The organism is Mycolicibacterium wolinskyi str. Jessa 2025, from assembly GCF_049241375.1.
Lineage (GTDB): Bacteria > Actinomycetota > Actinomycetes > Mycobacteriales > Mycobacteriaceae > Mycobacterium > Mycobacterium wolinskyi.
On sequence record NZ_CP185960.1, the window covers coordinates 3,571,971 to 3,590,832 of the forward strand.

Genomic DNA, 18,862 nt, shown 5'->3' on the forward strand with positions numbered 1-18,862 from the left:
TGTGATCTACGTCAACCCCTCCCACTCTTCGTGCCAGGTACGGGTGGGTGCGGCAAGGGTCAGTGGCCGTTTTCGGGGGAGTCGGAGTCGCGGGCGGCGTTCTCTCCGCGGTCCAGCCTCGCCAGGGCGGCCATTTCCTCGGCAGTCAGGGAGAAATCGAACACCGAGATGTTCTCGACCAGCCATGCGGGTTTGGCGGCCTGCGGGATCGGGACGATTCCTTGCTGGACGTGCCAGCGGAGCAGAACCTGCGCCGGACTCTTTGCTGTCCGTTGCGCGATCTGCACCACGATGGGGTGGTCACGCAGTCCCGATTCGCGACCAATAGGGCTCCAGGCCTCGGTAATGATGCCCAGGTCCTGGTGCACTGCCCGCGGGGGTAGCCGTGCGAGATCGGGGCTGAGCTGGATCTGGTTCACGTCAGGAACCACGCCGGTCGCGGCAATGACCTTCTCCAAATGGTCCGGCTTGAAATTGGAGACACCGATCGCTTTGACACGGCCTTCGTCCAAGAGCTTGACGAGGCCTCTCCATGCCTCGGTGTACTGGTCCAAGGCCGGCACGGGCCAGTGGCACATGAACATGTCCAGGTAGTCCAGGCCCAAGGCTTGGAGACTGCGGTCGTAGGCCCTCTGCACACCGTCGACGCTGTGGGACTCCTTGTTGAACTTGCTGGAGACGAACAGCTCTTCACGCGCAACGCCGGCAGTGCGGACACCGCGTCCCACCGCGTCTTCATTGCGGTACTGGAACGCGGTGTCGACGAGCCGGTAGCCGCTTTGAATGGCGTAGCGGACGGCCGTCTCGCACTCTTCCCCCACCAGTGGCCAGGTGCCCAGGCCCAGATGCGGAATGCTATGCCCGTGCCGCAGTCGGAGCCTCGGGACCGTTGCGGGGTCATCGCTCGGATGGGTTTTCGTCGTCATGGACAGCCTCTCGTCGAAACGTCTTGCTTTCTTGTCACCGGAGGCAAATAGCGCGAGCCTCGGGGTCTGTGTCGGTCAGTCGACATCTTTGTTGGATCTCCAGGTGGTTGCAGCTGGGGTGATGATGAGCAGGCCCGCGGCCAGCAGGGCCGCGGTCACCGGAACGAGGGTGACCAGCCCGGCCATGCCCAGCGGTGAGAGGAAGAGCGCCGTGGCGCGGAAAGTGCCCGTCAATGCGAGGGCGTCTCCGCGTTCTTCTGGGTGCACCTTCTCCGCTGCGATGGCCGGACCGACGGTCTGCAGGACCCCGGCACCGATGCCGGAGATGGCCAGGGCAATGGCCACCGGGGCGGTCAGACCGGCGAACGGTCCCACTGCGGCCAGTCCCAGCCCTGTAGCTATCATCCCGATGACCAGAGACGCCCTGACGCCCCGGCGCCGGACCCACCCGCTGGCGGTACTACCGACGAGAACGGTGGCGTTGGCGATGGAGAGCAGGATACCGATGACTGCAGCCGGTTGGCCTGCCAGGGACAGGGCCAAAGGGACGTAGGAGTCCAGAAGGCTTTTCCAAACCCCTGCGCCCGTGTTCATCCAGCAGGCAGCGTTGACACCGGGTCGTCGCCACAGACGGACATCCCTGCCAGTGGGTGAAGAAGGCCTGGCCGCGAACGGGGGAAACCTGATCAACAAGGCCGCGGGGACGACGGCGACGGAACCTGCGACGATCCCCATCATGAGTGGCAGTTGCACCGAGGCCTCCCAGAGGTATCCGGCCACCGTGGGGCCGAGAAGCGCACCGATCCCCGCCGCCAGATTGCTACTAAAGCGAGATGAACGCACCAACCGCGGCGTTGAACTTTTCGCGCTGGTCACTGAACACGTGATGACCAGCGTTGTTGATGAGATAGAGCGAGCTATCCAGGGTGTTGGCAGCGATCAGATCGAAGAGCCCCTTACCCATCGACACCGGCGCCGATCGATCATTGACTCCCCACACAACCAGCGTCGGCACCGGGATTCCTGCGTCGGCAAGCCGTTCCTGAACCCAGCGCCTGCCCTCGCTGAGGCTAGGCAACCAGTGCTCCTCCGCATTGCGTGCATATCCGGCGACAGCGTCGAGCTGCTTTTCGCTCTCGAGCCACTTTGTGGCGATCCCGATGTAGTCCTCGGGCAGATCTCCCTCATTAACCGCCTGGGCAGCATGATAGTGACGGATCAACTCGGCCGAACCTCCGGGGGCAGTCCTTTCGACTCGCTCGTAGAAGTCCATGTCGGTTCCGACGGGCGGCGCCGGTGCCGCAGTCGCACTGCTGATGATGACCAGCTTCTTTACCATCTCAGGGTACTTCAACGCGAGAAGGACCGCCGTCATGCCGCCGCGCGAGTGACCCACCAGGGTCAGGTTCTTGAGCCCCAACTGAGTTGCAAAGTTCGCAACGTGTTCGGCGACCGCGTCGACAGTCCAGTCTTCGTCATTCAGCGGGAGACCAGTCTCGCCCTGACCGAGTTTGTCGACCGCGAGGACACGGCCGTACTCGCCGAAATCCTCTAGAACGTTGCCCCAGGATTCGATTCCGACCGGTATGAAGAACCCGAAATGCCCCCCATGGATGAGGAGGATCGGATCCTTGTCCTGGCCGTCGTCGAAATAACGCGTCTGAACCCCTTTCACATCGACGGTATGGAACTTCTGGGTGATTGAAGAGCTTGGCACGGGTAACGCCTTTCTGTGCACTGTAACGATTGAACAATTCATCGCAGTTCGACCCCTACCGACGTGGTAGTTCTGGCCAGTAGAAATCTCTTCTGCGTGTGCCTGAAAGCTACGCGCCTCCGCATCGACTGTCAATAGAAAGGGCCCTTCCGGATTCAGAGTGCATTGATCCGATCCTGAAGCTGTCCGGAGTGGATCAGTGACCGCAAGATGTAGTGCTTGAGGTTGCGGAAGCCCAGGGCGATTCCGCGGAGGTGTTCGAGCCTGCCGTTGATGGCCTCGACGGGGCCGTTGGAGGCACCCACGTCGAAGTAGGCGAGGATCTCGCGGTGCCGCTTCCATAGCGACCGGCCGAGCTGGGCGAGCTCGGGCAGCTCGGTGGGCACCCCGGTCCGGATCGAGCGCAGGAGCTTGTACATCGCGATCTTGCCCTCCCGCTTGCCCGAGGCCTCGTAGGCGGCGATGAGTCGCTGGTAGACGCCGTAGGTGACCTCCACCGCCGCGTGCGCATCGTTGGCGGTGAACGCCTTGAACAAGCGCACTTTCTGTTTGTCGGTCAGCAGCCCTGCCCGGGTGTTGAGCGTCCTGCGGATGCCGTACAGCGGATCGCCGGTGCGGCCCCGGTGCCCGGTGGTGGCCTGCTGGATGCGTTGGCGGCACACGGTGAGCTTGTCGGCGGCAAGATGCACGACGTGGAACGGGTCCATCACCGTGCGTGCTGCGGGCACGGCCTTGGCTGCGGCGGAGTGGTAGCCGGCGAACCCGTCCATCGTGACCACCTTGACTCGGTCTCGAAATGCCTGGTCGCGGGCGTTGAGCCACTCGGTGAGGACCTTCGCCGAACGGCCCGGGACCATCCTTTGGCGCGGCCGAGGAACTTGTGCCCGCCGCCGTCGGGGATGCGTCCGAGCTTCTTGATGTCCACGTGCACCAGATCGCCCGGTGCGGCGTGCTCATAGCGCTGCGGGCGTCGCTTGGTGGCGCGCACCGGGGCGCCGGTGGCCGGGTCGGTGAACGCCAGGCGCACGCACCCGAAGCGGGACAGGATCTTGTGCACCGTCGAGGGGTGCATTCCCAGGTGGTAAGCGATTCGGGCTGGCCCCCACCGGCGCGATACGCGCAGGCCGATCACCCGGCGCTCCCGACGACGCGGGGTGCGGTGGGGGCAGGTGTGCGGCCGGCTGGAGCGGTCAACCATGCCGGCCTTGCCCTGCTCGCGATACCGGCTGGCCCAGCGTCGGGCCGTGGTGACCGAGACACCGAACCGTTCCGCAGCTCGGGCCGGGGGCCAGCCGTCTTCGACGACACACCGGGCCAGGCGCAGTCTTCCCGTGGGCGTCAAGGTCGCGTTAGCGTGGGACACGAAGACCTCCGTTGTGGGTGTGGTTGCTTGGTCGCTTTCACACCTCACACGGAGGTCTTCCTCATTTCATCTCGCCATGCCGACCGGAGACACAACCTCCGTGGTCAGTACATCTAGCCGACTGGGCCAGTGCCCGAGGTGCGGCAGGAAGGCAGGCCGGTATCCTCTTGGGCGTCAACGATATGCCCGCCGCGGCGACCAAATGCTGTACGCGTGGCAGCCCGGGATGCTGGCATCGAGCCCCGGATCGCGAGTCGCCCGGTCTGACAACGTGGTCGTTGACCCGCTCAGCGATCGGCCATTGCGGCTGCCACCCCTCCAACCGAGAGCGCGAGCGGAGAGAACCTGCTGAACGGCGCAGCCGGCCGCTAACGTCGGTGGTAGCACGTTCACGAACCGGGGCACAGGGCGTACCGGCCACCGCCGCCCGACGGGGTTCGTTCTCGACCGCGGTTGCCACCGCGTCCGGCGAAACTCCGTCGGTCACCGGCCGCGCCGCGGCAGCGATGGTTCGTCCACCAGGGGGTCGGAGACGGTGATGGCCCGCATCGGGCAGCTCGCGGCGGCCTCGAGCGCTAAGGCGCGGGTGCGGGGGCCACCGTCAACAGGCTCCAGAACGACGGCGACGCTTCGCTCGTCATCGAGGTCGAAGAGCTCGGGCGCGGTCACAACGCACGAGGCGAAGCCCTCACACCGCTCGAGGTCCACCGTAATGTTCATCATGTTCATCGTCCCTCCGTGGTTAAGTCATGGGCAGTCTGTTCGGCGGCGAAGCGCCGCATCGGATCGATCCTGAGCGCGCCGGCCAGCTGCATGATCAGCAGTGGGTGGGCGCCCCTTTGCTGGAGGGTGACCAGGTCGCCCTCCAGGACGGCCGCAAGATCGGCCAGCCGTACGCCTGCGAGGTCGGCCGCGAGCTGGCCCGACTCTTCCGCAATAGAACGAAACTCCGGATCCCGGACGACCCGGCGGATGACCTGGTCCAGGGGTAAGTTCACGGTTCCTCCTCGGGGGCCAACCGAGCCAGCGCGATCCCGGTCGCCCAGTCCGGGACGGACTCGTATGCCAGGACGACCCCTCTCGGCCCACGGGCCGTCCGCTCAGGCTCCGACACTCCCCAGCCCTCCAAGCGGCTCAACGCCTACGCGCTTTCGCTGGGCGAAGCCGTCTCATCGGGGCCGTTCTTCAAGGCATACCTGGCGAACCTGCTCCCGGGCCAGTTCGTGCAGCCCTTCGTCGACGCTGCGTTCTCCGATCTCGGGCTCGACCCGGCCACCGTGCTGCCCTCCGAGCGTATCGACCCCCCCACCGGCCAGCCCGCAACCCCGGCGCTGCCGGTGCCCTACCCGCGGACCGGGCAGGGCGGCGAACCCAGATTGACGCTGCCCGACGCGATCACGGGCAAGCCGGGTGATCCGCGCTATCCGTACCGGGAGCCCCCGCCGGCCCCGCCGCCAGGTGGACCCCCGCCCGGACCGCCCGCACCGCCGCCGCCCGGCGTGCAAAACACACCCGAGCCGACACCCTCCCCGGTCTACGTGCCAGCACCGGGTGAGGTGCCCGCACAACCCGGAGGACAGCCATGACCAGGGCGCGTCTCATCCGCGCAGCCGCCGCGACCGTCCTCGTGGCGGTGCTCGTCAGCGGGCTATTCGTCGCCCTCGGCCGCACCGGCGCGGCGGCCAAGACCACGGTGGTCGCCTTCTTCCAGAACAGCAACGGCCTGTTCGCCGGCGACGATGTGCGGATCCTGGGTGTGCCCGTCGGGCGCGTCGCCACGATCGAACCGCAGCCGCAGCGGGTCAAGGTCACCTTCTGGATCGACCGCAAATATTCGGTTCCCGCCGACGCCAAGGCGGTCATCCTGTCGCCTCAACTGGTGACCGGGCGCGCCATCCAGCTGACCCCCGCCTACACCGGCGGACCCGTGATGCGCGACGGCGCGGTGATCCCGCAGGACCGCACCGCGGTCCCGGTCGAGTGGGACGACTTCCGGGCGCAGGTTGAGCGGCTGACCGAACTGCTGCGGCCCACCCAGCCCGGAGGCGTCAGCACGCTGGGCGCGTTCATCAACACCGCGGCCGCCAACCTGCGCGGCCAAGGTGCGAACATCCGCGACACCGTCGTCAAACTGTCGCAGGCGTTGTCGGCCCTCGGCGACCACAGCGACGACATCTTCTCCACCCTGAAAAACCTGGCGACGCTGGTGTCGGCGTTGCACGACAGCAGTGGCCTGCTCGGACAGCTCAATGAGAACCTGGCCGCCGTCACAGGGTTGTTGGCCGACGATCCGGACAAGGTCGGTCGGGCGGCCGGGATGCTCAACGACGTGGTCGCCGATGTGCAGAGTTTCGTTGCGGAGAATCGCGATGCGCTGGGCACCACCTCGGACAAGTTGGCCTCGGTCACCACGGCGATGGTCGACAGCCTCGACGACATCAAACAAACCCTGCACATCCTGCCCTCGACGCTGCAGAACTTCATCTTCATCTACGAACCGGCCGGCGGTACGATGACCGGCGCCATCGCGGTCAACAACTTCGCCGACCCGATCAGTTTCCTGTGCGGCGCGATCCAAGCGGCCTCCCGTCTCGGCGCCGAACAGGCGGCGAAACTGTGCGTGCAGTACCTCGCACCGATCGTGAAGAACCGCCAGTACAACTTCCCGCCACTGGGCGAAAACCTCATCGTCGGGGCATCGGCACGGCCCAACGAGGTCACCTACAGCGAGGACTGGATGCGACCCGACTACGTGCCGCCCCCCGTCGAGGCGGCCGCGCCCCACCCGCCCGAGCCTGCGCCGCTGGCCGCCGAGGCTGCTGCGCCGGATGCCGCCGCGCCGCCCACGCCGGTCACCACCAACCCATCCGATGGCCTCCCCGGCCTCATGGTCCCCCCCGGAGGCGGCTCATGACAGCGCGACAATCCTCCCGCGTCGCGGTGAAACTGCTCATCATCCTCACGCTGGCCGGGCTGCCCGGCTGCGGCTGGCGCGGGCTGAACTCGCTTGCACTGCCCGGCACCGAGGGCGCCGGGCCGGGTTCCTTCGTCGTGCAGGCGCAGATGCCCGAGGTCAGCAATATCCAACCGAACTCCCGCGTGCAGGTCGGTGACGTGACCGTCGGCACCGTGACGAGAATCGAGCGTCAAGGCTGGCATGCCCTGGTGAGCATGCGGCTCAACGGCGACGTCGACCTGCCCGCCAACGCGACCGCCAAGCTCGGCCAAACCAGCCTGCTGGGTTCGCTGCACGTCGAGCTCGCCCCGCCAGCGGACGCGCCACCGGACGGCAAACTGCGTGACGGATCGCTGATCCCGTTGGCGCGCGGGGGAGCCTACCCGACCACCGAACAGACCCTGGCCGCGATCTCCATGCTGCTCAACGGCGGCGGACTGGGCCAAGTCCAGGACATCACCCGGGCGTTTTCCACCGCGTTCCGGGGGCGTGAACACGACCTGCGCAGCATGATCGAGCAACTCGACAAATTCGCCACCCTCACCAATGACCAGACCGGTGACATCATCGCGGCCACGGACAGCCTCAACACCCTGGTCGGCAAGTTCGCCGACAACAAACCCGTTCTCGACACCGCGCTGCGCAAAATCCCCGATGCGCTGGCCGAGCTCAACAGCGAGCGGGACAACCTCATCGAGGCCGCCGATCAGCTCGGCAAGTTCAGCGCACTGACCGTCGACACGGTCAACCAGACCAAAGAAAATCTGGTCAAGGAACTCAAGGACATCGGGCCGGTGTTGGAAGCGCTGGCCAACGCCGGCCCCAGCCTGACACGTGCGCTCAGCCTCTACACGACCTATCCGTTCCCCAACGAAACCGTCGAGAAGTGGATGCGCGGCGACTACGGCAACCTCAGCCTGATCGTTGACCTCACGCTCAGCCGCATCGACTCTGCGCTCTTCACCGGTACGCGCTGGGAGGGCAACCTCACCGAGCTGGAGCTGCAATGGGGCCGCACCATCGGGCAACTCCCGAGCCCCTACACCCAATCCAACCCGCTGATCATTCCGTACCGCTGGGACCAGGGACGCTAAATGTATTTGCACAAACGCGTGAAGGTTCAGCTGGCCATCTTGACGGTGCTTGCCGTCGTCGTGATCTCGTTGATGACGCTGCACGTCATGAAGCTGCCGGCCAAGCTCTTCGGTGTCGGCCGGTACACGGTGACGATGGAATTGCCGCAGACCGGCGGGCTGTATGCGACCGGCAACGTCACCTACCGCGGCACCGAAGTGGGGCGGGTGCAGTCGGTGCACCTCACCGACACCGGTGTGGCCGCGGTGCTGTCGCTCAAATCCGGCATCGACATCCCCTCCGACGTCAAAGCTGAGGTACACAGCCAGTCGGCGATCGGTGAACAATATGTCGACCTGCTGCCCCGCAGTGACACCGCACCGCCGCTAAAGAACGGCGACGTCATCCCGCTGCGGGACGCCTCCGTGCCACCTGACATCAACAAGCTGCTCACCGCCGTCAACACCGGCTTGCGGGCGATACCGCGGGATAACCTCAACACCGCCGTAGACGAGGCATACACCGCCGTCGGCGGGCTGGGCCCAGAACTGGCCCGGCTGGTCAGGGCCTCCACCCGGCTGTCGATCGACGCCCGCGCCAACCTCGACTCACTGACGTCGCTGATCGACCAGTCCCAGCCGGTGCTCGACTCGCAGACCGATACCTCCGATGCGATCCAGGCATGGGCGGCCAACCTGGCCACGGTCACCGCCGAACTGCAAACCCATGACAACGCGGTGGCCGGAATCATCGACCACGGCGGCCCCGCCGCCGGCGAGGTGCGACAACTCTTCGAGCGGTTCCAGCCGACCTTGCCGATCCTGCTGGCCAACCTGGTCAGCGTCGGCCAGGTCGCCCTCACCTACCGAAACGACCTCGAACAACTCCTCGTGCTGCTGCCGCAAGCCGCAGCGATCCGCGGCGGAAGTGTCGTCGCCAACGCCAACACCAAGCAGGACTACCGTGGCGAGTGGATCAGCTTCAACCTCAACATCAACCTCCCACCGGCCTGCACCACCGGATTCCTACCCACCCAGCAACGGCGTCCACCGTCCTTCGAGGACAGCCCGGAGCGTCCCGCCGGCGACGTGTACTGCCGGGTGCCCCAAGATTCACCGTTCAACGTCCGCGGAGCGCGCAACATCCCCTGCGAGACCGTCCCCGGCAAACGCGCACCCACGGTGCGAATGTGCGAAAGCGACGAGCAGTATGTGCCGCTCAACGACGGCTTCAACTGGAAGGGCGACCCCAACGCCACCCTGTCCGGGCAGGACATCCCCCAGGGAGCTCCCGGATCACCGCCGACCGGAGCGCCGCCTCCCGCTGCCGTGAGCCCACCCCCACCACCGGTAGCGGCCGCCCAGTACGACCCCGCCACGGGCACCTACATCGGACCCGATGGCCAGCAATACACCCAATCCGACCTCGCGCAGACCGGCCCGAAGGAGAAGACGTGGCAGACGATGCTGACACCACCGGGCAGCTGAGAACCGCCGGCCGCACCTCGACGCTCATGCCGGATGAACGCGCCGCGTCCGCGCCGATCGGTGCTGAACCGACGCATGGCGGCGATGCCGGCACCGCCGAAGACGCCAGCAGCGGACCCGACGGCAAGGACACACACACCGCACCCCCGGGCGAGCCGAGGACGACCCGCTCGCCGCTGCGGGCCGCGATGCTGGTAGGGGTGGCCGTCGTCATCGCGCTGGCGACGCTGGCGGGATGGCTGGGATTTCGTCTCCACCACCTGCACGAGGCGCAGACCGAGCGAAATGCGTATGTGCAGGTGGGCAGGCAGGCGGCGCTGAACCTGACGACGATCGATTGGCAGAACGCCGACGCCGATGTGCGCCGCATCATCGACGGGGCAACCGGGCAGTTCTACGACGACTTCACGAAGCGATCACAGCCGTTCATCGCCGTGGTCAAACAGACCAAATCGACCACCATCGGCACGGTCACCGAGGCCGCGCTGGAGTCGAAGACCGCGGGCACCGCCCAGGTGCTCGTCGCCGTGACCGTCAAGACGACGAATGCCGCTGTGCCCGACCAACGGCCACGGGCCTGGCGGATGCGCATCTTCGTGCAGCAAGTCGGCGATCAGCCCAAGGTGTCTAACGTGGAGTTCGTGCCGTGAGGTGGCCGAAATCGCGTCGTACCGGCGATCCCACCGACACCGACTCGGCCCAGGAAACACCCACCGCGACCGAGGACGACTGCGAGCACACGCCGGCTACGATGAAACGAAGCATCCGCTGGTCACGTGTGCTCGCCTACGGGATGCTGCCCGGCCTCGCGCTGCTGCTGGCCGCGGCCGCCGGCGGGCTGAAATGGCAGGTCGGTTCCCTGCGTGAGGCCCAGCTTGCCAGCGTCGAGTCCGTGCGGGCCGCCACCGACGGAACAATCACGATGCTGTCCTACAAGCCCGACACCGCCGAGAAGGATCTGACCGCCGCCCAAAACCGACTGACAGGACAATTCAAGGATTCCTATGCCTCGCTAACACATGACGTGGTGATCCCCGGGGCGAAGCAAAAACAGATCTCCGCGGTCGCCAACGTTCCGGCCGCGGCGTCGGTGTCGGCCACCGCGAACCACGCGGTCGTCCTTGTTTTTGTCAACCAGACCGTCATCGTCGGCACGGACGCACCCACCAGCACCACCTCATGCGTGCGAGTGACGCTGGACAAACACGATGGCCGATGGCTCATTTCCCAATTCGAGCCGATTTGACAACATGATCGGGGTTCGATTCACAGCGCCGCGCAACATTCAGACCGTATGCATGGCGATGTGCTGGGCGGCAGGGCTCGGTGTGGCAACTGCGCAGGCACCTCACGCTCATGCCGACCCGGTGGCCTATCTGGTCAACGTGACCGTGCGGCCCGGCTACGGCTTTCCGAACGCCGACGCGGCCTTAGGCTACGGTTACGGCATTTGCGACAAGCTGTCCGGCGGCGAAGGCTACGGGCAGCTTATCGGCGATCTGCAGGCTGATTTCCACACCGCCGACGACTATCAGGCCTCCTATCTGATCACCCAGTCGGTCAACGAACTCTGCCCGGCGTTGATCTGGCGCCTGAGGAACTCGGCTGCACACGACTGGCCGCCGCCTAGAGATGACGGCTGACGTCGAGGAGATGAACATGCGGCATTTGCTGTTGACCGTGCCGGCCGTGGTGGTCGTCGCCGTCGGTGCTGTGGTTGGCATGCCGATCGCACACGGCGACAACAAACGACTCAACGACGCGGTGGTCGCCAACGTGTACACCATTCAGCACCAGGCAGGCTGCACCAACGACGTCACGATCATCCCGCAACTGCAACGTGCCGCCGAATGGCACGCCCGGGATGTGCTGAACAATCGCGACCTCAACGGTGATATCGGGTCTGACGGTTCGACGCCGCAAGACCGCGCCGACGCAGCCGGTTTCCAGGGTCGGGTGGCCGAAACGGTGGCGATCAATCCGGCCCTAGCGATCAGCGGTGTGGAGTTGATTAGCCGGTGGTATGACAACGCGGCATATCTCGCCATCATGTCCGATTGCGCCCACACTCACATCGGCGTGTGGTCGGAGAACAGTTTCGACCGCACCGTCGTGGTCGCCGACTACGGGTAGCCAGAGCGGGCCAGATCCCGCACATCGAAGCGACACGGTACATCGGCCGTCGGCCTCACGCCTGTGGTGTTGTCGGAGCTGACGGCACAGCCACGGACATGGGCGGTGCCTGAAGGCGCAATGTCGAGGCCGTCGGATACAGGATCGCGGGTCACTGCTTCGGCCACCATGTGGTGACGGTGTCACGCATCGGTTCTACGCGGTGCTCTGCCGCCAAGAGCGCCAGATGGGCCAGTGTTTCACCGTTGGCGGCCCGGCGCATGAAGTTGGGTACCTGAGCCCAGGGCCGCGACCACCCCAGGCGGGTGGTGATCTGCCAGCAGGTTGCCCCAGGGCAGTCGGCCACCGCGCGTTCGATCTCACCAAGGCGCGTGCGGTGATGGGCGAAAAGTTCGTCCAGCCTGGTTGTGAACGCGTCGAAGCGGTATTCGTGGGCGGGAAGCACCTCGTCGGGTTGATATCCACGCAGTTTGGCCAGCGAGGCGAGGAAGTCGGCGAGGGGATTGGCGGCTTGCTGGGGATGCACGGAGATGTTCGGGGTGATCCGCGGCAACACACAATCGCCGGTCAGCATCAGCCTGCGGTCGGGCTCGGCGAAGCAGAGATGCCCGGGCGAATGGCCGGGCGTCCAGATCGCGCGCAGGTTCCAGCCCGGCAACGGGAGACGATCGCCATCGTCGATGAACCGGTCCGGTTCGGCCTGCCGGACGAACTGCCGGATTCCAAGCGACGCCGAGCTCAGTTCGTCCAACTCGACCTCGGGCACCCCGCAGTCCACCAAGAGGTCCCGCATACTCGCCACGAGAGGTTCTACCTCGCCGTAGCGGGTGGGCAACACCGCGGCATCGGCCGGGTGCACCCCGACCCATGCTCCGGAATGCTCGCGCACCCGCCCAGCCAATCCGTAGTGGTCGGGGTGGACGTGCGTGATCAGCACCGCAGAGACGTCGGTGATGTCGCATCCGGCCTTGGACAGTCCCTCGACGAGGGCCGTCCACGCTTCCTCGGTGTCCCAGCCGGCGTCGACGATGGCGACCCCGTCAGGCAGCTCGAACGCATACACCAGCACGTATCGCAACGGATTGTCCGGGATTGGCACCGGGATCGACCACAATCCCGGTCGCACCTGCTCGACCGGCGGCAACACGCCGTCGACCCAGGCCTGCCGCTGAACGGCCCCCGGCGCCTCGGCCATGGCTGTGTTCCTCCTGTCGCGGTCCCGACGCACACCGTCACACGCACAAATGTTAGTCATCGTTCACAATCCTGGGCAGGTCGTCGCTGGCTGCTATGCCCCGAGCACCGCGTAACCCATGGCGGCCAGACGGGCAGCGACCCGCTCGGGGGGCAGGCCGGTGTCGCGGTAGTGAAGGATCGACTGGATCGCGCCGATCGCACCATGTACGACCGCGCGGACGTCGGCCTCATCAAGCTCCGGCCGCAACTCCGCGACCACGTGCACCCATTCCTCGAGATACAGTCGCTGCTTACGTCGCAGGCGGCGCCGCTGCTCATCGGACAAGTTATGCAACTCGCGGTAATAGACAATCGCCAGCTCCCGATCGTTGATCACCAGCGAGACATGGTCGGCGACCAGCCCAGTCAACGCCTCACGCTCATCACGAGCCTGGTCCACGATGGTCGAGGCCCGCTCCAGCAGCGCGTCGATCACCCGCTCGAACAGCGACGCGAGCACGGCGGCCTTGCTGTCGAAATGCCGGTAGATTCCCGGTCCCACGATTCCAGCCGCCACACCGAGATCCGTCATCGACACGGCGTGATATCCCCGCTCGGCGATGAGCTCGGCGGCCGCGGCCAGAATCCGCTCACGACGTTCGCTTCCCCGAGTCCGTTGAGTAACGATCGCTCCGCTCACCGTGCCCCTTCCTCTTGGGTGAAACCACATGGGCCGGCGTCGCCTGCTTGTGCCCTGAACTCGCGTGGTCCCACCGCGGCCAACAGCAATGCTAACAGCGGTTAACACGCTGCAGGGCCGGGTAGCGAATTGGCGCGGACGAGGCGAAGCGGTTGCTGACGATGATTGGCCGACGAGGTGTTGGTCGACCGGGCCAGCGGGAAGCGACACCTGCACCGCGGTCGGCGACGCTAGGCGGTGGGCGGCCCCCGCTCCTATTCCTCAGCGGGCAGGATTAGGGACCAGAAGCGCGACTGGCGATCATTCGTCAGGCTCATGTAGATGTGTTTGGCTTCGGTGAAATCGAGGAATCCGTCGTCTCCGAGTTCGCGGCCGATGCCGCTTTGCCGGTATCCGCCGAACGGTGCGTCGGGGCGCAACTGGTGGTGGTCATTGATCCAGACCGTGCCGGCGCGTAACCGGCGGCTGATTTCGTAGGCGTTGACCATGTTGGTGGACCACACCGTCGCTGCCAAGCCGTATATCGTGTCGTTGGCCAGGCGCACCGCGTCGTCGACGGAGTCGTACCCGATGACCGACAGCACGGGGCCGAAAAGCTCCTGACGGGCGATCGGCATGTCGTTGTTGACGTTGTGGATCACTGTCGGCTGGAAGAAGTAGCCGTCGCCGATGTCGGCACGACGACCACCACACGCCACTGTGGCGCCGGCGGCCGCGGCGTCATTGACGACGCGCTCCAGCTCGGCGGCTTTCTCGGCCGAGATCACCGGGCCGAGGTCGGTCTGCGGGTTGCGCGTGTCTCCGAGTCTGATCGTGGCGGCCCGCCGCACCAGCCGGTCGATGAGTTCCTCTTCGCGCCCGCGTGGCACGAAGACCCGGCTGCCCGCTTCACAGCACTGCCCGGCGTAGAAGTTGACGCCGAACAGCACGCCGTCGACGACGAGATCGAAGTCAGCGTCGGGCAGGATGACTGACGGCGACTTTCCGCCGAGCTCTAGGGTGACGTTCTTCAACGTTTGCGCAGCCCCGGCGGCGACGCTCCGCCCGACCCCGGTGCTGCCGGTGAACGTGACATGGTCCACCAGAGCGCTTTCGACGAGGTATTGGCCCACTTCGACGTCCCCGGTGACGACGTTGAATTGCCCGGGGGGAAGATCTGTGCGCGACAATGCTTCAGCCAGTAGCATCGCCGACAGCGGCGTGCGTGGGTTGGGCTTGAGCACGACGCTGTTGCCCATCAGCAGTGCGGGAATGACTTTCCACACGGCCAACAAGAGCGGGAAGTTGAACGGGGTGATGGCCGCGACGACGCCCTCGGGTTCCCGTACGACGTGACTGACGCTAAACGGCGGCGAATGGAACCCCAATGGCTGCTCCAGACGCACGCTTGGGGCCATATCGAGGAAGTACTGGCTGTGGGCCAAGGCGAATCCGACGTGCAGAGCGCTCGCCGTCTTGATCGGAGATCCGCATTCGGCGATTTCCGCTTCCAGGAGGGCGTCCTGGTTTTCGACCAGGTAGTCGATGGCTGGCTGCAGCGCTCGGACCCTGCTTCGCACGTCCAGGCCGGCCCAGGGGCCCTCGTCGAAGGCCGTGCGGGCACACGCGACCGCCGCCTCGACGTCGGCGATCCCTCCGTCGGCGACATCGCCGACGACGGTCGCGGTGGCCGGGTCGATGACCTGCCTGCGTTTGCCACTGACGGAGGGACGCCATGTCCCGCCGATGTATTGCTCGAAGCGCCATCGCACATCGGATTTCAGCGGTGCCGTCATTGTCATCTTGGGTCTCGCTTTGCTGGTTGTAAGACGGTTTTGGTCAGCTGGTGACGAGCTGTCAATCGTGGTAGCGAACTGTGATCGCGTGTTCGGGGCACGCCTGCGCGCCTTCCTCTGCTTCGTTGACCAACTCTGGCGGAACGGGATTGACGATCACGACGGACTTTCCTTCGTCGTCCAGGCCATAAACCGCAGGTGCCAGTGAGTGGCAGCGGGCATGGCCCATGCACCGGTTGAGATCGACGGTGACCTCTGCGGATTTGCTGGTCACGGGACTCGTCACGACCTGGCCTCGAAGATCACCGGCAAAGACTTCACACCCCAGGTGTCACCGGTGTGCCACACCGGTGGCTTGTCGGGATCCAGCCGGTATTCGGGTGTGGCCGCCGTGTTCGACGGAGTGCCCGACCGGGCATGCTTCACGCATCCGGTCGTAGATCGCCAGTCGGTGGCGTTGAACCTCCCGGTCGTGCATGCTCAGATGCTCGATGAACTTGTCGGCCGCTTCGGCGTTGAGCCGCGTGGGTCGTTCGTCATCGATATCGGTGTTGCGCTGTTGTGTCGTCATTGTTGAATTCGCTCCAATCTTCACGAACGGCTATCGGTTTTGCGTCGCGGCCGTGGCCGAGACAACTTTGCACTGCAGGGCGGAATCAGCTCTCCACTTGGGCTGCTAGTCGTCCGACAGAATGACCAACCCGCGGATGTTGCGACCCGCGAGCATGGCCTCGTACCCCTCGTTGATTTGATCAAGCGAGTAGGTGTTGGTCACCAGCTCATCGAGTTTCAATTTGCCGGATTGATAGAGGTCGATCAGCTGGGGAATGTCGGAGAACGGGTTGCTGCTGCCATACACGGTGCCCAGGATCTGGCGTTCGAACATCACAACGTCGAAGGGAGCGATGGGTAGGTGGTCGGCGCCGGCGGGCGGCACGGCGACCAGGACGGCCCGCCCGCCTTTCCCCAGCGCCTGCAGCGCTTGTGCGAGGATCGCCTGGGTCAGAACGCCGGGCGTGGCGATGGACACGTCGGCCCCCCTGTTCCAGGTGGCCTCCAACACCGCGTCGACCGGGTCGACGGCGGTCGGATCGACGACGTGTGTCGCGCCGAACACTTCGTAGGCGAGTTTGCGCTTGGCCTCGTCCGGTTCGACGGCCACGACGACGCGGGCGCCCGACGTAGCGGCCCCCTGGATCGCGTTCATGCCGATTCCCCCGGCGCCCCAGACGACCACGGATTCACCGGGCCGCACCTTGGCCTTGTTGACTGCCGCCCCGTAGCCGGTGGGCACGCCGCACCCGATCAGGGCTGCGGTGCGCAGCGGAACGCTCCGATCGATCTTGACGACGGAAACATCAGGCACCACGGTGTGCTCGGCAAACGTTCCCAGCAAGCACATCTGGCCAGCGCCTTGCGCTCCCACGTGGAATCGGTAGGTCCCGTCGAGCTGCGGACCGGCCAGGATGTTGGCACCCAGGTCGCAAAGGTTGGAGTGTCCGACCGCACACGAGCGGCAGTGCCCACACGCGGGGATGAACGACAACACCACATGATCGCCCGGTTCGACCGCCGTGACCTCGGCGCCGACCTCTTCGATGACCCCGGCCCCTTCGTGGCCGCCGATCACCGGATACGGCATCGGAAGATCGCCTGTCACCAGGTGGTAGTCGCTGTGGCAGAGGCCGGTCGCCGCCAGGCGCACCCGCACCTCGTGCGGGCCCGGCGGGTCGAGATCCACCTCCTGCACCTTGAACTGCTCGTTCTGCCCATGGAGCACGGCTGCCCGAGTCTTCACGAAACTCCCTTCGTCGACCTAATCACATCGATCTTGATCCGCGCGTCGACGCCGGCTGCCCAGACTGTTGTGTCGATCGAAGGGCCCCGTCGCCGTTGTCGGTGTTGACACAAGTCATCGTTGATGTGACTCATGTCATTAAGCACTATGATCATAGGTCATACCCACACCGCTGGCAAGGAAAACGATTCCTGGATTCTGTCGCACCGCCGATCATCGGCAAGCAGTCTTGCCAGTTCACTGGCCACGGACCAGGAGTTTTGTACGCCGGACGGGAAGAAGAGAACGGGAAGAGGTACCTCAATAACGTGATGACAATTAGCCTCCGATGCGGTTCCCCACATCGATGTACGGCTCTGACGCGCAGCCAGACCGGTCAGCACGCTCCGAGGTCGGCGTGACGCACACCGTCGCCCCCGGCGGCGAGGCCCGCGGACCGGCACGCATCGCTGTGGTGGGTGCGGGGCCGGCCGGCTGTACGCGGTGACCGAACTTGTGGAGTCGGGTCACCCGGTGAAGATAGACGTGTTCGAACGGCTGCCCTCGCCGTTCGGGCTCGTCCGGTACGGAGTCGCGCCGGATAACCAGAAGATCAAGTCGGTCGCCCGCGTTCTGGGCGCACCCTTCACCGCCCATTCAGCCACGGTCCGTTTTCTGGGGAACGTCTCTGTCGGCCGTGATATCAGCCGACACGAGTTGCGAGGATTTTACGACGCCGTCATCTACGCTTTTGGCGCGGAAGACGCCCGAGTGCTGGACGTACCCGGTAGCCGCCTGCCGGGCAGCTTTGCGGCCAAAGAATTCGTCGGCTGGTATTCCGGACATCCCGACGCCGCCGACCGCAACTTCCCACTGCACGGTCGGGGCGTGGCCGTGGTGGGGGCCGGCAACGTCGCCCTCGATGTCGCGCGAGTGCTCGCGCGCAGCGCCGAGGAGATCGCCGCCACCGACGTGCCCGACCGGGTCGTCACCGCACTTGGCTCCAGCGCCATCACCGACATCTATCTGCTGTGCCGACGCGGCCCCGCGCAGATGAAATTCACACCGGTCGAACTTCGCGAACTCGGCGAGCTGTCCAACGCCGATCTCATCATCGATCCGACCGAATTGGCGTTGAGCGAAAGCGAGCGAGCCGAGCTGTTGGGAAGGCCCCAGCTCGAACGCATGGTCTCAACGCTGCGGCAGGGTTGGGCCCGAAGTCCGTCAGGTCCAGCATGACCAGTTCGCGGCGGCGCAGCCCATAGGCGTAGCCGACCTTGAATGCGATCGAATCCCGCAGGGCCGTCACCCACCGCTTGGACGCTGTGCGGTGCGCTTCGTCGACAAAATCATCTACGACGTCAAATAGGTGCTGCAACTCGGCCTTGGTGAACGCTCGGCGGCCCGGTGGAACAGCATCATCGGTTGTGTGTTGCGGAGTGTTCCACTCGAAGCATATCTGCGACGGAACATCGCCAAACTGCTTCTCGCAGAATGCAACCCAGCCGTATCTACTGTCGCAGACGTACGAGCAAAACATCGAAATCGTATTGCTGTAGGTCCGCAACGTAGATAGCGCAATCGGTCTTTCCTGCGATCGGAATTCGGCCAGGAATTGGTCCACGTCAATTGGGCGCCACCGCCACGGATACTCGTTGGTGAACTCAACGAACCGGGCAATCAGTCGACCGCGCGTCATGATCGTGTCGACGGCCAAGCCTCGGGCCAGCATCTGCGCCCGCCAGCCATCGACCATCGCATTGAACACGGTCTCATCG

Annotated in this window: 18 protein-coding genes and 4 pseudogenes; 9 read left to right on the forward strand and 13 right to left on the reverse strand. The window is 65.3% G+C overall.

Annotated elements, in window-relative coordinates; genetic code table 11:
- Positions 1-59: 59 nt before the first annotated feature.
- The 7 genes and pseudogenes from ACOI2T_RS17645 to ACOI2T_RS17675 form a co-directional block, all read right to left on the reverse strand.
- The gene (locus tag ACOI2T_RS17645; RefSeq protein ID WP_006897059.1) at positions 60-926 is read right to left on the reverse strand and encodes an aldo/keto reductase; all 867 of its coding nucleotides are present in this window, start codon (positions 924-926) and stop codon (positions 60-62) included.
- A 75-nt stretch (positions 927-1,001) separates the two neighbouring features.
- Complete coding sequence (locus ACOI2T_RS17650; protein ID WP_324614540.1) at positions 1,002-1,802, reverse strand: MFS transporter; 801 nt, start codon at positions 1,800-1,802, stop codon at positions 1,002-1,004.
- The gene (locus tag ACOI2T_RS17655; protein ID WP_016895393.1) at positions 1,750-2,643 is read right to left on the reverse strand and encodes an alpha/beta fold hydrolase; all 894 of its coding nucleotides are present in this window, start codon (positions 2,641-2,643) and stop codon (positions 1,750-1,752) included. The genes ACOI2T_RS17650 and ACOI2T_RS17655 overlap by 53 nt, the downstream gene beginning before the upstream one ends.
- A gap of 155 nt (positions 2,644-2,798) precedes the next feature.
- Positions 2,799-3,500: pseudogene (locus ACOI2T_RS17660) on the reverse strand (ISL3 family transposase); the annotation flags it as partial.
- A pseudogene (locus tag ACOI2T_RS17665) lies at positions 3,500-4,006 on the reverse strand (helix-turn-helix domain-containing protein); the annotation flags it as partial. The pseudogenes ACOI2T_RS17665 and ACOI2T_RS17660, both read right to left, overlap by 1 nt.
- Positions 4,007-4,489: 483 nt before the next feature.
- On the reverse strand, positions 4,490-4,735 hold the full coding sequence (locus tag ACOI2T_RS17670) for a ferredoxin (protein ID WP_006897064.1): 246 nt from the start codon (positions 4,733-4,735) through the stop codon (positions 4,490-4,492).
- On the reverse strand, positions 4,732-5,004 hold the full coding sequence (locus ACOI2T_RS17675) for a hypothetical protein (protein WP_006897065.1): 273 nt from the start codon (positions 5,002-5,004) through the stop codon (positions 4,732-4,734). The genes ACOI2T_RS17670 and ACOI2T_RS17675 overlap by 4 nt, the downstream gene beginning before the upstream one ends.
- A gap of 129 nt (positions 5,005-5,133) precedes the next feature.
- Between ACOI2T_RS17675 and ACOI2T_RS17680 the strand changes: the two are divergent.
- The 8 genes and pseudogenes from ACOI2T_RS17680 to ACOI2T_RS17715 form a co-directional block, all read left to right on the forward strand.
- Positions 5,134-5,592: pseudogene (locus ACOI2T_RS17680) on the forward strand (mammalian cell entry protein); the annotation flags it as partial.
- A complete protein-coding gene (locus tag ACOI2T_RS17685; RefSeq protein WP_047040154.1) occupies positions 5,589-6,920 on the forward strand; it encodes a virulence factor Mce family protein in 1,332 nt (443 codons plus the stop codon). The pseudogene ACOI2T_RS17680 and the gene ACOI2T_RS17685, both read left to right, overlap by 4 nt.
- The gene (locus tag ACOI2T_RS17690; RefSeq protein ID WP_047040152.1) at positions 6,917-8,056 is read left to right on the forward strand and encodes a virulence factor Mce family protein; all 1,140 of its coding nucleotides are present in this window, start codon (positions 6,917-6,919) and stop codon (positions 8,054-8,056) included. The genes ACOI2T_RS17685 and ACOI2T_RS17690 overlap by 4 nt, the downstream gene beginning before the upstream one ends.
- The gene (locus ACOI2T_RS17695) at positions 8,057-9,523 is read left to right on the forward strand and encodes an MCE family protein (protein ID WP_047040150.1); all 1,467 of its coding nucleotides are present in this window, start codon (positions 8,057-8,059) and stop codon (positions 9,521-9,523) included. It abuts the gene before it with no gap.
- On the forward strand, positions 9,490-10,173 hold the full coding sequence (locus ACOI2T_RS17700; protein WP_047040148.1) for an Rv1363c family protein: 684 nt from the start codon (positions 9,490-9,492) through the stop codon (positions 10,171-10,173). Before ACOI2T_RS17695 ends, ACOI2T_RS17700 begins: the two co-directional genes overlap by 34 nt.
- Entirely contained in the window at positions 10,170-10,769 is a 600-nt protein-coding gene (locus tag ACOI2T_RS17705; RefSeq protein WP_232530501.1) for an Rv1363c family protein, read from the forward strand. Before ACOI2T_RS17700 ends, ACOI2T_RS17705 begins: the two co-directional genes overlap by 4 nt.
- Positions 10,770-10,821: 52 nt before the next feature.
- Positions 10,822-11,166, forward strand: a complete 345-nt coding sequence (locus ACOI2T_RS17710; protein WP_047040178.1) for a DUF732 domain-containing protein — start codon at positions 10,822-10,824, stop codon at positions 11,164-11,166.
- 79 nt (positions 11,167-11,245) lie between these two features.
- Positions 11,246-11,653, forward strand: a pseudogene (locus tag ACOI2T_RS17715) (CAP domain-containing protein); the annotation flags it as partial.
- 154 nt (positions 11,654-11,807) lie between these two features.
- Here ACOI2T_RS17715 and ACOI2T_RS17720 read toward each other — a convergent pair.
- The 6 genes from ACOI2T_RS17720 to ACOI2T_RS17745 form a co-directional block, all read right to left on the reverse strand.
- Entirely contained in the window at positions 11,808-12,851 is a 1,044-nt protein-coding gene (locus ACOI2T_RS17720; protein ID WP_047040146.1) for an MBL fold metallo-hydrolase, read from the reverse strand.
- Between the two features lie 93 nt (positions 12,852-12,944).
- Positions 12,945-13,532: a TetR/AcrR family transcriptional regulator gene (locus tag ACOI2T_RS17725; RefSeq protein ID WP_421877140.1), complete on the reverse strand. Its 588-nt coding sequence runs from the start codon at positions 13,530-13,532 to the stop codon at positions 12,945-12,947.
- A gap of 254 nt (positions 13,533-13,786) precedes the next feature.
- Positions 13,787-15,307, reverse strand: a complete 1,521-nt coding sequence (locus ACOI2T_RS17730) for an aldehyde dehydrogenase family protein (RefSeq protein ID WP_047040141.1) — start codon at positions 15,305-15,307, stop codon at positions 13,787-13,789.
- Positions 15,308-15,368: 61 nt separating this feature from the next.
- On the reverse strand, positions 15,369-15,581 hold the full coding sequence (locus ACOI2T_RS17735; RefSeq protein WP_064895175.1) for a ferredoxin: 213 nt from the start codon (positions 15,579-15,581) through the stop codon (positions 15,369-15,371).
- A 57-nt stretch (positions 15,582-15,638) separates the two neighbouring features.
- Positions 15,639-15,878 carry a hypothetical protein gene (locus ACOI2T_RS17740; RefSeq protein ID WP_064895177.1) on the reverse strand — a complete coding sequence of 80 codons (240 nt, stop codon included), beginning with the start codon at positions 15,876-15,878 and terminating at the stop codon, positions 15,639-15,641.
- Between the two features lie 105 nt (positions 15,879-15,983).
- A complete protein-coding gene (locus ACOI2T_RS17745) occupies positions 15,984-17,105 on the reverse strand; it encodes an NDMA-dependent alcohol dehydrogenase (RefSeq protein WP_047040138.1) in 1,122 nt (373 codons plus the stop codon).
- A 513-nt stretch (positions 17,106-17,618) separates the two neighbouring features.
- Here ACOI2T_RS17745 and ACOI2T_RS17750 point away from each other — a divergent pair.
- Entirely contained in the window at positions 17,619-18,323 is a 705-nt protein-coding gene (locus ACOI2T_RS17750) for an FAD-dependent oxidoreductase (RefSeq protein WP_421877144.1), read from the forward strand.
- The last annotated feature ends 539 nt before the right edge of the window (positions 18,324-18,862 follow it).

What these genes read in the sequence shown, in the direction of transcription:
- ACOI2T_RS17645 (WP_006897059.1), bottom strand. Translation starts at nt 926, where the DNA reads ATGACGACGAAAACCCATCCGAGCGATGACCCCGCAACGGTCCCGAGG.
- ACOI2T_RS17670 (WP_006897064.1), bottom strand. Translation starts at nt 4,735, where the DNA reads ATGAACATGATGAACATTACGGTGGACCTCGAGCGGTGTGAGGGCTTC.
- ACOI2T_RS17685 (WP_047040154.1), top strand. Translation starts at nt 5,589, where the DNA reads ATGACCAGGGCGCGTCTCATCCGCGCAGCCGCCGCGACCGTCCTCGTG.
- ACOI2T_RS17690 (WP_047040152.1), top strand. Translation starts at nt 6,917, where the DNA reads ATGACAGCGCGACAATCCTCCCGCGTCGCGGTGAAACTGCTCATCATC.
- ACOI2T_RS17695 (WP_047040150.1), top strand. Translation starts at nt 8,057, where the DNA reads ATGTATTTGCACAAACGCGTGAAGGTTCAGCTGGCCATCTTGACGGTG.
- ACOI2T_RS17710 (WP_047040178.1), top strand. Translation starts at nt 10,822, where the DNA reads ATGGCGATGTGCTGGGCGGCAGGGCTCGGTGTGGCAACTGCGCAGGCA.
- ACOI2T_RS17720 (WP_047040146.1), bottom strand. Translation starts at nt 12,851, where the DNA reads ATGGCCGAGGCGCCGGGGGCCGTTCAGCGGCAGGCCTGGGTCGACGGC.
- ACOI2T_RS17730 (WP_047040141.1), bottom strand. Translation starts at nt 15,307, where the DNA reads ATGACGGCACCGCTGAAATCCGATGTGCGATGGCGCTTCGAGCAATAC.
- ACOI2T_RS17740 (WP_064895177.1), bottom strand. Translation starts at nt 15,878, where the DNA reads ATGACGACACAACAGCGCAACACCGATATCGATGACGAACGACCCACG.